Origin of the sequence: Pelagerythrobacter rhizovicinus, assembly GCF_004135625.1 — a bacterium.
Taxonomy (GTDB): Bacteria; Pseudomonadota; Alphaproteobacteria; order Sphingomonadales; family Sphingomonadaceae; genus Pelagerythrobacter; species Pelagerythrobacter rhizovicinus.
In genome coordinates this window covers 789,576-804,255 of the sequence record NZ_SDPV01000001.1, presented here as the reverse complement: position 1 = coordinate 804,255, position 14,680 = coordinate 789,576, and the positions used below count along the sequence as shown (strand labels likewise).

Sequence of the window (14,680 nt, the reverse complement as noted above, 5' to 3'; positions counted from 1 at the left end):
ATGGCCATGAGCGATGACTTTGCCCGGATGAGCTTTCCCAACGAAAGCTCCGCCTACCGCACGGCGCGCAACGCGCTGCTCGATGCCGAGATCGCGCTCCGCCGTCAGACCGAAGCGGTGGCCGCGATGCGCCGTGCGCTCCCGCCCGGCGGCGAGGTGCCCGAGGATTTCGTGTTCGAGCGGATCGGTGCGAATTTCCGGCCGGAGCAGGTCCGCATGTCCGAGCTGTTCGGCGATTTTCCCACCATCCTGATCTACAGCTACATGTTCGGGCCGGAGCGCGACGTCCCCTGCCCGGGATGTACCCATCTGCTCGACTGCATCGAGGGCGCCGCCCGGCACGTGCCGCAACGCGCGCCGCTCTATGTCGTGGCGAGGTCGCCGGTCGCCCGACTTGCCGCGTGGGCGCACGCGCGCGGCTGGAATCATCTCGAGCTGCTCTCCACCGCCGGCAACGACTACAGCGCTCACTACTACGGCAACACCGCGGCACTTACCCCGGCAATGCGGGCGCAGCGCGGCTACGGCGAAGACGAGAACTGGGACGAGCCGATGCTCAACGTCTTCCACAAGGATGGTGACACGATCCGCCATTTCTGGGGCAGCGAGCTGGTGTTCGCGCCCGAGGACGCCGGGCAGCATCACCGTGGGCTCGACTTCGCCGACGCGGTCTGGGGCCTGCTCGACACCACGCCCGAGGGCCGGGGCGACACGTTCTTCCCGAAGGTCACCTACGGCCAGGCTGCCAGTTGAATTCCGATCAGAGAGGATGATCCGATGAGCGATACCAGGGAACTGTCCATCAGCCGGTATATCGACGCCCCACCCGAGAAGGTGTGGGACGTCATGGTCAACCGGCAGGAGGAGTGGTGGTGCCCCACCCCGTGGCGCGCCGAGATCGACTACGTCGAGCGCCGCCCCGGCGGCCGCTGCGAGATGACCTTCCACGGACCGGACGGCGAGAAGATGCCGCAGAATGGGATCTATCTCGCCTATGACGAGGGGCGCCGTTTCATCACCACCGATGCCGTCGTGGGCGACTTCGAGCCCGAGGGGCCCTTCATGATCGGGATCTGGGAAATCGCACTCGAGGGCGACGGCACCCGCTACACCGCCCGCGCACGCCACTGGACCGACGAAGCGCGCAAGCAGCACGAGGAGATGGGCTTCGAACCCGGTTGGGGCGCCTGCGCCGACCAGTTGAAGGCGCTCTGCGAGGCAGGTTGACAAAGATCAATGTTCTTGATATGTTCTCCTCCATCGAATCGCAGGAGAATCCCGTGGCCGAATACACGTTCTACACCCATCCCATGAGCCGCGGACAGATCGTCCGATGGGCCTTGCACGAGGCGAACGCGCAGTACGAGCAGGTCCTCGTCGACTGGGAGGACAAGCCCGCGCGTTTTCTCGAGGCCAATCCGATGGGCAAGGTGCCGACGATCGTTCACCACCACGGCGAGCACGATCACGTCGTGACCGAGGCGGCGGCGATCTGCCATTACCTCGCGGAGATGAACGCGCCCGACTTGCTCCCACGCGAGCACGAGAAGGCCGACTACTTCCGCTGGCTGATATTCGCGGCCGGTCCGCTCGAGCAGGCGGTGCTGACGAAAGTCATGGGCTGGAACGTACCACAGGACCGCGAGAGCACCGCGGGCTTCGGCAATTATGAGCGCACGATCGATACGCTGGATGCCTGGTTCGCAGAGCGCCATTTCGTCTGCGGCGACCGGTTCACCATGGCGGACGTCTATGTCGGCAGCGCGGTCGACTGGGGCCTTCAGTTCGGCTCCATCTCCGAGCGCGACGCTTTCAGGGCCTATGCCGGGCGTTGCAGCGCTCGCGCAGCCTATCAGGCCGGAAAGGCGATCGACGGCAAGCTGATCGCCGAGATCCAGGCTCGGGAGAACCAGGCGTGAGCTACACCACCAGTTGCCATTGCGGCACGATCAGCGCGACGGTCGATGGCGACCTCCCGGCCAGCGGCATGACCTGCAACTGCTCGATGTGCAGGCGCAAGGGCACCATCCTCCACTTCGTGCCCGCTTCCGAGGCGGTGATCGACGCACCGGCAGACAAGCTGGGCGACTACACCTTCAATCGGCAGACGATCCATCATCACTTCTGCACCGACTGCGGCTGCACACCCTTTGCGCTCGGCACCGGGCCGGACGGGCGCGAGATGGTCGCGGTGAACCTGCGCTGCGTGCCGGAGTGCGATATCGATGCGCTGGAGATCAACCGGGTGGACGGGGCATCGTTCTGAGGGATTAAGCGACCCGGCTTCGCGGGTCGAACGGGCAAGCGGGCCGCTCACGCCCCCGCATCCATCCTCGCGCGGGTGGAAGATGACAAGCCGGGCGAGCAAGGCCCTCCGCGAAGCCGGCACACTACGCTATCGCCGCACTCTTCCTGAGCAACTGGTAGGCCTCGACCACGCGGGTCAGACGCCCCTCGTGGCGTCGGTCGCCGCCGTTGCGGTCGGGGTGGTAGCGGCGGACCAGCTCGGAATAGCGCCGCCGCAGCCGGCGGAGGTCGGTGTCGAGGCCGAGGCCCATCGTCTCGAGCGCCTGCGCTTCCTCGCGGCTGAAGCGGCCGTCCATCGCCATTTCCGCTTCGCGCTGCGCACGGCTCCTGATCCCGCCCGCGCGCGCGGCGATGGCGTCGAGCGGATCATCGAAGTCGGACCAGCGCGGCATTCCGTCAACCCCGGCGGTCGGGCGGAACGCATGGCTCTCGGTCCGCCACCCCGCGGCGGGGGCCTGTGCGGCCAGGATCTCCTCCGCGCTCATGCCTTCGAACCAGTCGTAACCCGAATTGAATTCCCGCACGTGATCGAGGCAGAACCAGCGCCAGGCGCCCGGCCCGTCAAACGAGTTGCCTTGCGCGCCGGGTGCGCGGAACTCGCCGGCTTCGTTGCACCCCGGGGTCTCGCACCTGCGCCCCGTGCCTTCGTACCGCCCATGGAACTTCGTCTGCTTCACGCCCATTAGGATGGGCATGGACAAGCCGGATGGGAACCCCCAAACCATGAGCCATGGCTGGAACGTTGCAATCCGAAATCGAATCGCTGCTGACCTCCGCGTTCGCGCCGTCGCGGCTCGAAGTGATCAACGATAGCGCCAGGCACCACGGCCACGCCGGCGACGACGGAAGTGGCGAATCGCACTTCACCGTCGTGATCGAAAGCGCCGCCTTTGCGGACAGGAACCGGTTGGAACGCCAGCGCATGGTCAATGCGGCGTTGGGCGACATTCCCGGGCAACGCGTTCACGCCCTGGCGATCCGCGCCTCGGCCCCCGGAGAGAGCTGATGGCCTACGCGCTCTGGTACTGGCCAAGCATACCGGGGCGTGGAGAATTCGTGCGGCTGGCGCTGGAAGCGGCGGGCGTCCCCTATCGCGACATGGCCCGCGAACAGGGCGCCGAGGCGCTGGTGCGGGACCTGGAGGCGCGCAGCGGCATCCGGCCCTTCGCCCCACCCTATCTCGTCGACGGCGACTTCGCCATCGCGCAAGTCGCGCACATTCTCGCCTGGCTGGCGGACCGGCACGGCTTCGGCGCCGGGGAGCTCGAACGCGATCTCGAACTGATCACGCTCCAGCTCACCGTCAGCGACATGGTGGCGGAGGTGCACGCCGTACACCATCCGATCGCGACCGCGCTCTACTACGAGGACCAGAGAGACGCCGCGCGGCAGGCCGCGGCGCATTTCCGCAGCGAACGCATGCCGAAGTTCCTCGGCTACTTCGAGGACGCACTCGGCGCCAACGACGGGCCCTTCGTGCTCGGCCGCAAGTGGAGCCACGCCGATACCTCGCTGTTTCAGCTCGTCGAGGGACTGCGCTACATGTTCCCGCAGCGGATGGCGGCGATTGAGAACGACTACCCTCGCCTGCTCGCGTGCCACGAAGCGGTCGCCGCGCTGGAGGGTGTCGCCGCCTACCGTGCGTCCGACCGCTGCATTGCGTTCAACGAAGACGGCATATTCCGCCGCTATCCGGAGCTCGACGGATCATGATCGAACAGACAATCACTCCGGTCACCCACGACCTTGGCCAGTTCGAAGTGCGCCGCGCGATCCCCTCGCGCGAGCGGACGATGGTCGGGCCCTTCATCTTCGTCGACCAGTTCGGGCCGGCGCAGCTCGACATCGGCGGCGGCATGGACGTGCGGCCGCACCCGCACATCAATCTCGCCACCGTGACCTGGCTGTTCGAGGGGGCGATCGACCACCGCGACAGCCTCAGCACCTTCGCGACTATCCGCCCGGGGCAGGTCAACCTGATGACCGCCGGCCGCGGTATCGTCCATTCGGAACGCAGCCCGCAGGAAGAGCGCGAGCGTGGCGCCCGGCTCTACGGGATGCAGACCTGGCTCGCGCTGCCCGACGGACAGGAGGAGATCGCTCCCGCCTTCGAAGCGCAGATCGACCTGCCGGTGGTGGAGGACCAGTGCGCCAAGGCGATCGTGATCATGGGCGAGCTGTGGGGGAAGCGCGCGCAGACGACCACCCATGCAGGCACGATCTACGCCGACGTCGTGCTTGCCGCCTCGGGCGCGCTGCCGATCGAGGCGGAGGCGGACGAGCGCGCGGTCATGCTGGTCGGCGGCGAAGCGAGCGTCGATGGCCGGCCGCTGGTGCTCTACGAGCTGACCGTTCTCGCACCCGGCGCGCAGTTGACGCTCTCGAGCGAGCACGGCGGGCGGGTCATGCTGCTTGGCGGGGAGGCTTTCGCGACCAAGCGCCACGTCTGGTGGAACTTCGTCAGCTCCGACCGCGAGCGGATCCGCGCGGCGCGCGATGCATGGACGCGCGGCGAGTTTCCCAAGGTGCCGGGCGACGACAAGGAATTCATCCCGATCCCCGAACAGCCGAAGACGGTGAGCTACCCATGAGTTTCGAAAGTAAAGTCGTCTGGATCACCGGCGCATCCTCCGGCATCGGCGCGGCACTGGCGCGCGAGTTCGCGGGACGCGGCGCCAAGGTCGTGCTCTCGGGCCGCGACGAGGCGCGCCTGGCCGCGGTTGCCGGCGAACTCGGCACGGAGACGCTCACCCTCCCTTTCGACATTCGTGATGATGCGGCACTCGCCGAGGCGACGCAGCAAGCGATCGCCTGGCGGGGCGGCGTCGACGTCGCGGTCGCCAACGCCGGCGTCTCGCAGCGCAGCACCGCGCTCAAGACCGATATGCAGGTCTATCACGACATCATCGAAATCGACCTCACCCAGCAGATTGCGTTCGCCCAGGGACTGATCGGCCACATGGCGGACCGTGGCAGCGGACGTCTCGTGTTCATTTCGTCGATCGCAGGCAAAGTCGGGGTGCCGATGCGCACCGCATATTGCGCGGCCAAGTTCGGGCTCATCGGCTATGCGGATTCGCTGCGCGGGGAGCTCTCGCGGGACGGCGTGGAGGTGCACGTCGTCTGCCCCGGCTCGGTCGCGACCGACGTGAGCCGCAACGCGCTTACCGCGGACGGATCGAAGCGGGGCAAGAGCGACAAGGCCATCGACGAAGGCATTCCCGCCGACGAGGCGGCGAAGACCATGGTCGATGCCATCGCCCTCAATCAGCGCGAGATCATCGTCGCGCGCGGTATGGAAGAGGCGATGGGCAAGGCGCGCCAGACGCCCGATCAGTTGTTCGATCAGGTCGCGGCGATGGTTGCCGCCGGATATATCGAGAAGATGGAAGCGGAGGGGTGAGGATGGAACAGAAGCGCGTAACGCTTGCCAATGGCATCGAGCTCGACGTGGTCGACGCCGGGCCGCGCGACGCACCGGCGCTGGTCTTCCTCCACGGCTTTCCCGAAAGCCACCGCACCTGGCGGCACCAGATCGCGCATTTCGCCGACCGCTATCGCTGCATCGCCCCCGATCAGCGCGGCTATCGCGGATCGTCGAAGCCGCAGGAGGTCGAGGCCTATACGCCCGACAAGCTGATCGGCGACGTGTTCCTGCTGGCCGAGGCGCTGGGGGTGGAGACCTTCACCGTGGTCGGTCACGACTGGGGCGGCGCGATCGCCTGGGGCACGGCGCTCGCCGGGCAGGCGAACGGCCGCGTGACGCGCGCAGTGGTCGCCAACGCGCCGCATCCGGCGATCTTCCAGAAGCTGCTTTACACCAACGAGCACCAGCGCAAGTCGAGCCAGTACATGCGCGGCTTCCGCGATCCGGCGAACGACGCGCTGGTGCGCGAGCATGGCCTCGCCGCGATCCTGATGCAGGAGATCAAGTGGGATCGCCCGAGCGAGATGGAGGCCGAGGAGCGCGAGGCGCTGCTGAAGGACTGGCAGGATCGGGACGCGGCGTTCGGCATGCTCAACTGGTACCGCGCGAGCCCGATCGACGTACCTCCGCTCGACGCGCCTTATGCCCTGCCCGAAGGCTGGACGCCCCCGCCCCTTCCCAAGCTCACCATCCCGACACTGGTGATCTGGGCGATGGACGATCTCGCCCTTCCGCCCGAGAACCTCGAGGGAATGGACGAGTTGATCGAGGACCTGACGATCGCGGAGGTGCCGGACTGCGGCCACTTCGTCCCTTGGGAAGCGCCGGGCGAGGTCAACGCTGCGATGGACGCGTTTCTGGACCGGACCGGTTAGCCGTCACCCCTGCCACTCGACCCACGCGCCGTGCGGGTGGGCGGTGGCGAGCAAAGTCCAGTCCTGCGGCCCCGGCCAGTAGCGCACGCGCAACTCGTGGGCGAAGGTCTCGCGGTTGGTCTCCAGCATGATCCACGCGAGCGGCTCGTCCGCCGTAGCTGTCTCGCCCACGCGCTCCATCGCCGCCGTAATCCTCTCCCGCGAGGGTTCCGGAATGTATTGCCAGACGATCGAGTGGAACACCGTGCGAGCGACGCCCTGTACCTGCGGTTCGGACAGCACTTCCCCGACCCACTCCGCCGCGCCCATGCGGTCGAGTTCGGGTGCGCGTTCGGCGGCCAGCCGCGCGGCGCGGTCGATCCGGCCCATGCGCTCGCGGGCTTCGGGCCAGATGTAGCTCTTGAGCCGCAGCACGGTGTCGGGATCGCGCAAGTCCATCGGCCGCACATCGCAGCCGCGGATGCCCTCGATCTTCACCGGATTGTCCGGCGGAGGAGAACCGCGCCACTCCGGCGCTAGGTGCATCGGCGAGCCGCTCGGTCCCACGGCCACGCCGCCGAGATCGAAGCGAAACCGCTCCATCATCGTGTTGATCCCGGCGCTGGCGCCGATCTCGTTCATCTCGAAGCGCGGTCCGATCCGCTCCGACAACCAGAGCAGACCTGCCATGATGCTCGCCGAACGACCCGCCTCGTTCGTCTGAGGCGGATGATCGAGCCACGGCAGCAGGAGATGGTCGAACGTCTCGACCAGGCCGACCACCAGTTCGTCCACCGCGCCCTGATCTGTGGTCAGCCCGGCGTAGACCGGCTCCAGCCGCTTGTCGGTTCCGCTGAGGAGCAGGTAGTGGAGCCCGCCCGCGATCCGCAGCGGCATGGCGTCCTCCAGCAGCAGACCCTGCCAGTTGGCCATGCGCCGGCCGACCGCCGCTTCGGTCTTGAGCACCGGCAGCAGGCCGCGGATCACGCGCGCCGTGCCCGGCGCTCCGTTGTTCTCCGCGTGCTGCGCCTGCCACTCGATCCCGTCCGGGACCGACCGCGTGTGCATGATCGCATGGGGGCTCTCCGCCATCTCCATTGCCCTTTCCGAACTCGACCTCTAAGTGCCGCGGCGCAATGGCCGCACCGCTCACCTTCGCCATCCCCAAGGGGCGCATCCTCGACGAGGCGCTGCCCGTGATGGCACGCGCGGGCCTCGTGCCGGAAGAGGCCTTCCACGACAAGGGCAACCGAAGCCTGACCTTCGGCACGACCCGCGATGATCTTCGCATCATCCGCGTGCGCGCGTTCGACGTCGCCACCTTCGTCGCGCACGGCGCGGCGCAGGCGGGGATCGTCGGCTCCGACGTGATCGAGGAGTTCGACTATTCGGACCTCTACGCCCCGGTCGATCTCGACATCGGGCACTGCCGCCTCTCGCTTGCTGCACCTGCAAACGTCACCGAGCGGCAAGCCGGCGCGAGCCACATGCGGGTCGCCACCAAGTATCCGAACCTCACGCGCCGATGGTTCGAGAGCAAGGGCGTCCAGGCCGAGTGCGTCAAGCTCAACGGCGCGATGGAGATCGCCCCGGCGCTGGGCCTGGCGCGGCAGATCGTCGACCTCGTCTCCACCGGCCGCACACTGATCGAGAACGGCCTCGAGGAGCGCGAGACGATCATGCAGGTGTCCGCGCGGCTGATCGTCAACCGCGCGGCGCTCAAGACCGATCCGCGCGTGGGCGAGATCGTCGAGAGCTTCCGCGCCGTCGCTGCCGAGGCGGAGCCGGCCTGATGCAGCGTCTGAACATCACCGAGTCCGGTTTCGAACGGGCGTTCGACCGCCTGGTCGACGGCCGGCGCGAGAGCGATATCGAAGTGCGGCAGGACGTCGCCGATATCATCGCTCGCGTGCGGGCGAAGGGCGACGCGGCGCTCGAAGAGTACACGGCCCGCTTCGACAAGCACCGGCTCGTGGACGAGAGCGACTGGCGGATCACGCCCGAGGACTGCAGCGCCGCCTACCAAGCGCTGGCGCCCGATCTGCGCGATGCGCTCGATCTCGCAGCCAAGCGGATCGAGGTCTATCACCGCGAGCAGCTTCCGGCCGACCGCGACTTCACCGACGAGGCGGGCGTCCGCCTCGGCGCGCGGTGGTCGCCGGTCGATGCGGCGGGGCTCTACGTGCCCGGCGGCCGCGCCGCCTATCCCTCCTCGCTGCTGATGAACGCCATTCCGGCCAAGGTCGCGGGGGTGGAACGCCTTGTCGTCGTCACGCCGACCCGCGGGGGCGAGACCAATTCGCTCGTTCTCGCCGCCGCGCACGTCGCAGGCGTCGACGAAGTCTGGCGCATCGGCGGCGCGCAGGCGATCGCCGCCCTCGCCTACGGCACCGAGCGGATCGCGCGGGTCGATGTGATCACCGGCCCGGGCAACGCCTGGGTCGCGGAGGCCAAGCGCCAGCTCTACGGCGTGGTCGGGATCGACATGGTCGCAGGGCCGAGCGAGATTCTCGTGATCGCCGACGCGGACAACGATCCGGACTGGATCGCCGTCGACCTGCTGAGCCAGGCCGAGCATGACCCCACCTCGCAATCGATCCTGATCACCGACGATGCCGCCTTCGCCAATCAGGTGGAGGACCGGATCGACACCCAGTCGGCCATGCTCGCGACCCGCACGACGGCGCAGGCGAGCTGGCGCGACAACGGCGCGATGATCGTGGTCGAATCGCTCGATCAGGCGGTGCCGCTGGCCAACCGGCTCGCGGCCGAGCACGTCGAACTTGCGGTGGCGGATCCCGAGGCGCTCTTCGCCGGCCTGCGCCATGCGGGCAGCGTGTTCCTCGGCCGCCACACGCCCGAGGCGGTCGGGGACTATGTCGCGGGCCCCAATCACGTCCTGCCAACCGGTCGCCGAGCCCGCTTCGCCAGCGGGCTCTCGGTGCTCGACTTCATGAAGCGCACCAGCTTCATCTCGCTCGATCCTGCGGCGCTTGCCGCCATCGGCCCGGCCGCCGTCGCGCTCGCCGAAGCCGAGGGGCTGCCGGCGCACGCCCACTCCGTTGCCATGAGGCTCAAGTAATGTCCGCACGTCCGCCGAAACGCACGCTCGCCCGCTCCGCTGCGCGGCTCGCGGCCGTGCAGGCGCTCTACCAGCGCGAGATGGAGGGGACCGCACTTGCCCGCCTGCTCGACGAGTTTCACCGGCACCGCCTCGGCGCCGTGATCGGCGAGGAGGATCATGCGGAAGCGGAGATGGCATTCTTCGACGACGTCGTCTCCGGCGTCGATGCGCGCTGCGACGAGATCGACCTGCTGCTGAGCGAGCGACTGGCGCAAGGCTGGAATCTCGCCCGCCTCGACAAGACCATGCTGCAGGTCCTGCGCGCCGGCGCCTACGAACTGATCGCCCGCGAGGACGTGCCGGTTGCGACCGTAATCAACGAATATGTCGACGTCGCCAAGGCCTTCTTCGACGATCGCGAGGCCAAGTTCGTCAACGGCGTGCTCGACGCCGTGGCCAAGCAGGTGCGGTGAGCGGCGAGAGCGCCTTCATCGATCTCCTGCGCGGCCTGCCGCTGCACCCCGGCGCCCGCGGCCTGGACGACGACACTGCGGTGCTGGAACTGGGCGGCGAAACGCTCGTCCTGACGCACGACATGCTGGTCGAGGGCGTTCATTTCCTTTCGGATCAGGATCCGGCGGACGTGGCGTGGAAGCTGGTCGCGACCAACCTGTCCGATCTCGCCGCCAAGGGTGCCGAACCGGCGGGCGTGCTCGTCGGCTATATGCTGGGCGCCGACGAAGCGCGCTTTCTCGAGGGTCTGCGCGAAGTGCTCGCGACCTACGATACGCCGCTGCTCGGCGGAGATACGGTGTCGGGCGGCCCGCCGCGCAGCTTCGGACTGACCGCCATCGGCCGGGCGACGCACGTTCCCGTGCCCTCGCGCAGCGGAGCGCGTCCGGGGGATGCGATCTACGTCACCGGTCCGCTGGGCGCGGCACTCGCGGGGTTCGAGGCGTTGCAAGCCGGCGATGATGCCGCCGCCCTGCCCTACCGCCGGCCCGTCCCCCTGCTAGCCGAAGGCCGCGCGCTTGCGCCCATGGTCGGCGCGATGATGGACATTTCAGACGGTCTGCTGCTCGATGTCTGGCGAATGGCGCAGGCGAGCGGCGCGACCTTCGCCGTCGACCGCTCCGCACCGCCGATCGCCCTGCCCGAAACCCGGCGCTGCGAGGCCCTGCGCTGGGGAGACGATTACCAATTGCTGTTTACCGCGTCCGAAAGGGCCGATTTGCCGGTGCCCGCGACAACGATCGGCCGTGTCGTGGCGCCATTGGACGGCGCTCCGCTGCTACTGGATGGCGAGCCGGTCCGTTCATCCGAAGGTCTGGGCTACAGCCACGAAGGCTAAATCTCGGGACAATGCACCCCGCGCTTTTCCAGCACCGGGCGCAGCGCGTGGTAGGCTTCCTTGGTCCGATGGCTCGGTATGCCGGGATAGAGGTGATGGATGAAATGGGTCTCCATCCCGATCGAGCCGATATGGCCGAGCCTGCTCTTGAACAGCCGCGTGTTGGTGTAGCGGCCCCGCTCCTCGCGCGGGTGATGCGGCGCCCAGCTCAGGTAGAAGCGGATGTAGCTGAGGCCGATATGCCGCGGCAGCCACCAGATCAGCGCCGCCTCGATCGCGTAACCGCTCCAGGCCATGCCGAACAGCACCGCCATGAAGATCAGTTGCAGCCGGATCGTGTCCTTGAGCGAGTCCGCCGCTTCCTTGGTCCCCATCTCCGCGAGAATGCGCTTGTAGATGTGGATCGATCCGTCGACCCCGGGCTGGCGGTTGAGCCAGGTCTTGTAGATCGCGTGCCATGGACCGTTCGCGCGGTCGGGGTAGTCGGGGTCCTTCTCCGGATGATTGCAGTGGTAGTGATGCTCCAGGTGCATCAGCCGCGCCATCGAGAACGGGAAGACGATGATGATCGTCGAGACCTTGCCAGTCCATTCGTTGAGCCAGCGCGTCTTGCTGCCCGGGCGGCCGATGTTCGAATGCATCGCCTCGTGGCTGGTGACGTAGCCGCCGACCGCGAACACCGTCGACAGCACGAAGGCGAGCGGCAGGTTGAGCCAGCCCATGATCGCCAGAGGGAAGAAGCTGAGCCAGATGGCGTAGCAGGTGAAGGCGAACGCCGGGTAGATCCACATCTTCCCGCCTTCGAACCGCCGGGCGATCTCGCGCTCTTCCTTGAGCAGCGCGACACGGATGTGCTTGTCGAGCGACGCGTCGCCCGTCAGTGGAATGGCCGGCGCATCGCCGCGCGCGGGCGTTTCGACAAGCCCCTCGCGGAAGAATATCGCGTCTGTCGCCCCCTGCCCCTCTGTCACAGCCATCGCCCCCGCCACGTCGCGTAGAGCCCCCATGGCCCGCCGATGAGGAGGCCGAAGCCGATCGGCGAGAGGCCCAGTGGCGGCTCCCATTCCCAATAGCTCATCGTTTGCGCAATCAGCGGCGCAATGAACCCGATGCCGAAGAGAAACGGCATGATCTTGAAAAGCGCCTGGACCGCGTTCTGCATGGCCGTTTACTTAATCTTAAGCACGATTGGCCGCAAGACGCGGCAAAATTCGTCTTGTGAATGTCGCATTTCGGGGCGGATCGGCATTCGGGCACAACTTCGCAGCAGACACTTGCGCGCGGCGCGCCACCCCCTATACCTCGACGGGCCTGCGGCCCTGCGAAAGCGGGGCCGCGTGCCAAATGAAACCAGGGAAGAGGGGACTTGCGCGTGAATCTAGTCGCGATCGCAATCGTTCTGGGGCTGTTGGCCGTCGTTTACGGCTTCATCACCAGCCGCCAGGTGCTCGGCGCTGCCGCCGGCAATGAGAAGATGCAGGAAATCGCCGGGGCGATCCAGGAAGGCGCCAAGGCCTATCTCAACCGCCAGTACACCACGATCGCGATGGTCGGGGTAGTCGTGGCGATCGTCGTCGGCATCTTCCTCGGGCCGATCTCGGCCACGGGTTTCGTCGTCGGGGCGATCCTCTCCGGCGTGGCCGGGTTCATCGGCATGAACATATCGGTCCGCTCGAACGTGCGTACCGCGGCCGCCGCGCAGACGGGGCTCCAGCAGGGCCTTACCATCGCTTTCCGTGCCGGTGCGATCACCGGCATGCTCGTCGCGGGCCTCGCGCTGCTTGCCATCGCGGTGTTCTTCTATGTGCTGGTCGGCTGGATGGGTCATGCGGCGAACGACCGTACGGTTATCGACGCGCTTGTGGCGCTGGCCTTCGGCGCTTCGCTGATCTCTATCTTCGCGCGCCTCGGCGGCGGCATCTTCACCAAGGCGGCCGACGTCGGCGCCGACCTGGTCGGCAAAGTCGAAGCGGGGATTCCCGAAGACGACCCGCGCAACCCCGCGGTGATCGCCGACAACGTGGGCGATAACGTGGGCGACTGCGCCGGAATGGCCGCCGACCTGTTCGAGACCTATGTCGTCACCGTGGGTGCGACCATGGTGCTCACCGCGCTGTTGCTGAGCGGCGTGGGCGATCTGCTGCTGCCGCTGATGGCTCTGCCGCTGCTGATTGGCGGCGCCTGCATCGTCACCTCGATCATCGGGACCTACTTCGTCCGTCTGGGCGGCGGGACCAACATCATGGGCGCGATGTACAAGGGCTTCCTCGTCACCGCGCTGCTTTCGATCCCGGCGATTTGGCTCGTCACGCAGTATGCGCTCGGCGACATGAACGCCCCGATCGGTGCGCAGAGCCTGACCGAGATCACCACTGTGGCCGAAGGCGGGACCCTCGCAGAGGAAGGCATGTCCACCCAGGTGGGCGGCTTCACCGGGTGGGACCTGTTCTGGTGCTCGATGGTAGGCCTCGTCATCACCGGCCTCATCATATGGATCACCGAATACTACACCGGGACCAACTATCGCCCGGTACGCTCGATCGCGAAATCGTCGGAAACCGGTCACGGTACGAACGTGATCCAGGGTCTCGCCATCAGCCTGGAGGCCACCGCGCTTCCCACGGTGGTAATCGTCGCCGGCATCATCGTCACCTACCAGATCGCCGGTCTGATGGGCATTGCCTATGCTGCCACCGCGATGCTGGCCTTGGCCGGGATGGTCGTCGCGCTCGACGCCTACGGTCCCGTGACCGACAACGCCGGGGGCATTGCCGAGATGGCGGGCCTCGACGACAGCGTGCGTGAGAAGACCGACGCGCTCGACGCCGTGGGCAACACGACCAAGGCGGTGACCAAGGGTTACGCGATCGGATCGGCCGGTCTCGCCGCGCTGGTCCTGTTCGCCGCCTACACCACCGACCTCACCGAGTTCTTCCCGGACGCGGACGTCGATTTCAGCCTCGAGAACCCCTACGTCATCGTCGGCCTGCTGCTGGGCGCGCTCCTGCCCTACCTTTTCGGAGCGATGGGCATGACGGCGGTCGGCCGCGCGGCGGGCGACGTGGTCAAGGACGTGCGCGAGCAGTTCGCCGCCGACAAGGGCATCATGGCCGGCACCAGCCGCCCCAACTATGCCCGTACGGTGGACCTCGTGACCAAGGCGGCGATCAAGGAGATGATCGTGCCCTCGCTGCTGCCGGTGCTTGCACCGATCGCGGTGTACTTCGTGATCATGCTGATCGCCGGGCAGGAGAATGCCTTTGCCGCGCTCGGCGCGCTGCTCCTGGGCGTGATCGTCGGCGGGCTTTTCGTCGCGATCTCGATGACCGCCGGAGGCGGCGCATGGGACAACGCGAAGAAGTACATCGAGGACGGCAATCACGGCGGGAAGGGCTCCGAGGCGCACAAGGCCGCGGTGACCGGCGACACGGTCGGCGATCCCTACAAGGACACTGCCGGCCCGGCCGTGAACCCGATGATCAAGATCACCAACATCGTCGCCCTGCTCCTGCTGGCGGCGCTGGCGGCCTAGACGACGAGAAGCCGCTAAGTTTGAGAACCTCGCCCGAAAGAAACCTCGGGCGGGGTTTTTGCTTGCGATTTCATGCGCTTTCGATGAAAACTGCCCTTTTGACGCAGCTGATCGCTATTCATTCGGCGCTTCCACATCGGGGGAA

The 14,680-nt window shown here is 67.2% G+C and carries 18 protein-coding genes; 14 read left to right on the top strand and 4 right to left on the bottom strand.

Annotation, left to right across the window (positions count from 1 at the left end):
• Nucleotides 1–6 precede the first annotated feature (6 nt).
• The 4 genes from ETX26_RS03905 to ETX26_RS03890 are packed head-to-tail and all read left to right on the top strand — an operon-like array spanning nt 7 to nt 2,266.
• Nucleotides 7–753 (top strand): DUF899 family protein, encoded by a 747-nt coding sequence (locus ETX26_RS03905; RefSeq protein WP_165271685.1) that lies wholly within the window; start codon nt 7–9, stop codon nt 751–753.
• Nucleotides 754–777: 24 nt separating this feature from the next.
• A complete protein-coding gene (locus tag ETX26_RS03900; RefSeq protein ID WP_129523353.1) occupies nt 778–1,227 on the top strand; it encodes an SRPBCC family protein in 450 nt (149 codons plus the stop codon).
• Between the two features lie 53 nt (nt 1,228–1,280).
• Nucleotides 1,281–1,919, top strand: a complete 639-nt coding sequence (locus ETX26_RS03895) for a glutathione S-transferase family protein (protein WP_129523352.1) — start codon at nt 1,281–1,283, stop codon at nt 1,917–1,919.
• A complete protein-coding gene (locus ETX26_RS03890) occupies nt 1,916–2,266 on the top strand; it encodes a GFA family protein (RefSeq protein WP_129523351.1) in 351 nt (116 codons plus the stop codon). Before ETX26_RS03895 ends, ETX26_RS03890 begins: the two co-directional genes overlap by 4 nt.
• A gap of 124 nt (nt 2,267–2,390) precedes the next feature.
• Here the strand turns inward: ETX26_RS03890 and ETX26_RS03885 are convergent, their stop codons facing one another.
• Entirely contained in the window at nt 2,391–2,984 is a 594-nt protein-coding gene (locus ETX26_RS03885) for a DnaJ domain-containing protein (protein ID WP_129524139.1), read from the bottom strand.
• A gap of 53 nt (nt 2,985–3,037) precedes the next feature.
• On the opposite strand from ETX26_RS03885, the gene ETX26_RS03880 reads away from it, so the two are divergent.
• The 5 genes from ETX26_RS03880 to ETX26_RS03860 are packed head-to-tail and all read left to right on the top strand — an operon-like array spanning nt 3,038 to nt 6,609.
• Complete coding sequence (locus ETX26_RS03880; protein ID WP_129523350.1) at nt 3,038–3,313, top strand: BolA family protein; 276 nt, start codon at nt 3,038–3,040, stop codon at nt 3,311–3,313.
• On the top strand, nt 3,313–4,020 hold the full coding sequence (locus ETX26_RS03875; protein WP_129523349.1) for a glutathione S-transferase: 708 nt from the start codon (nt 3,313–3,315) through the stop codon (nt 4,018–4,020). The genes ETX26_RS03880 and ETX26_RS03875 overlap by 1 nt, the downstream gene beginning before the upstream one ends.
• Entirely contained in the window at nt 4,017–4,898 is an 882-nt protein-coding gene (locus ETX26_RS03870; protein ID WP_129523348.1) for a pirin family protein, read from the top strand. The genes ETX26_RS03875 and ETX26_RS03870 overlap by 4 nt, the downstream gene beginning before the upstream one ends.
• Nucleotides 4,895–5,710 carry an SDR family NAD(P)-dependent oxidoreductase gene (locus tag ETX26_RS03865; RefSeq protein WP_129523347.1) on the top strand — a complete coding sequence of 272 codons (816 nt, stop codon included), beginning with the start codon at nt 4,895–4,897 and terminating at the stop codon, nt 5,708–5,710. Before ETX26_RS03870 ends, ETX26_RS03865 begins: the two co-directional genes overlap by 4 nt.
• Before the next feature lie 2 nt (nt 5,711–5,712).
• On the top strand, nt 5,713–6,609 hold the full coding sequence (locus ETX26_RS03860; RefSeq protein WP_129523346.1) for an alpha/beta fold hydrolase: 897 nt from the start codon (nt 5,713–5,715) through the stop codon (nt 6,607–6,609).
• A gap of 3 nt (nt 6,610–6,612) precedes the next feature.
• On the opposite strand, the gene ETX26_RS03855 is transcribed toward ETX26_RS03860, so the two are convergent.
• On the bottom strand, nt 6,613–7,680 hold the full coding sequence (locus ETX26_RS03855; protein ID WP_225425494.1) for a DUF2332 domain-containing protein: 1,068 nt from the start codon (nt 7,678–7,680) through the stop codon (nt 6,613–6,615).
• 44 nt (nt 7,681–7,724) lie between these two features.
• Here ETX26_RS03855 and hisG point away from each other — a divergent pair, with 44 nt between their 5' ends.
• The 4 genes from hisG to thiL are packed head-to-tail and all read left to right on the top strand — an operon-like array spanning nt 7,725 to nt 11,003.
• A complete protein-coding gene (gene hisG, locus ETX26_RS03850; protein WP_129523345.1) occupies nt 7,725–8,381 on the top strand; it encodes an ATP phosphoribosyltransferase in 657 nt (218 codons plus the stop codon).
• Entirely contained in the window at nt 8,381–9,670 is a 1,290-nt protein-coding gene (gene hisD / locus ETX26_RS03845) for a histidinol dehydrogenase (protein ID WP_129523344.1), read from the top strand. The genes hisG and hisD overlap by 1 nt, the downstream gene beginning before the upstream one ends.
• Nucleotides 9,670–10,125, top strand: a complete 456-nt coding sequence (gene nusB / locus ETX26_RS03840; RefSeq protein ID WP_129523343.1) for a transcription antitermination factor NusB — start codon at nt 9,670–9,672, stop codon at nt 10,123–10,125. Before hisD ends, nusB begins: the two co-directional genes overlap by 1 nt.
• The gene (gene thiL, locus ETX26_RS03835) at nt 10,122–11,003 is read left to right on the top strand and encodes a thiamine-phosphate kinase (RefSeq protein ID WP_129523342.1); all 882 of its coding nucleotides are present in this window, start codon (nt 10,122–10,124) and stop codon (nt 11,001–11,003) included. Before nusB ends, thiL begins: the two co-directional genes overlap by 4 nt.
• On the opposite strand, the gene ETX26_RS03830 is transcribed toward thiL, so the two are convergent.
• Nucleotides 11,000–11,980, bottom strand: coding sequence for a fatty acid desaturase (locus ETX26_RS03830; protein WP_129524137.1), 981 nt, complete (start codon nt 11,978–11,980; stop codon nt 11,000–11,002). The two genes, thiL and ETX26_RS03830, sit on opposite strands and share 4 nt — an antisense overlap.
• Nucleotides 11,971–12,165, bottom strand: coding sequence for a hypothetical protein (locus ETX26_RS03825; RefSeq protein WP_129523341.1), 195 nt, complete (start codon nt 12,163–12,165; stop codon nt 11,971–11,973). The genes ETX26_RS03830 and ETX26_RS03825 overlap by 10 nt, the downstream gene beginning before the upstream one ends.
• 210 nt (nt 12,166–12,375) lie before the next feature.
• Here ETX26_RS03825 and ETX26_RS03820 point away from each other — a divergent pair, with 210 nt between their 5' ends.
• A complete protein-coding gene (locus ETX26_RS03820; protein WP_129524136.1) occupies nt 12,376–14,535 on the top strand; it encodes a sodium-translocating pyrophosphatase in 2,160 nt (719 codons plus the stop codon).
• Nucleotides 14,536–14,680 lie beyond the last annotated feature (145 nt).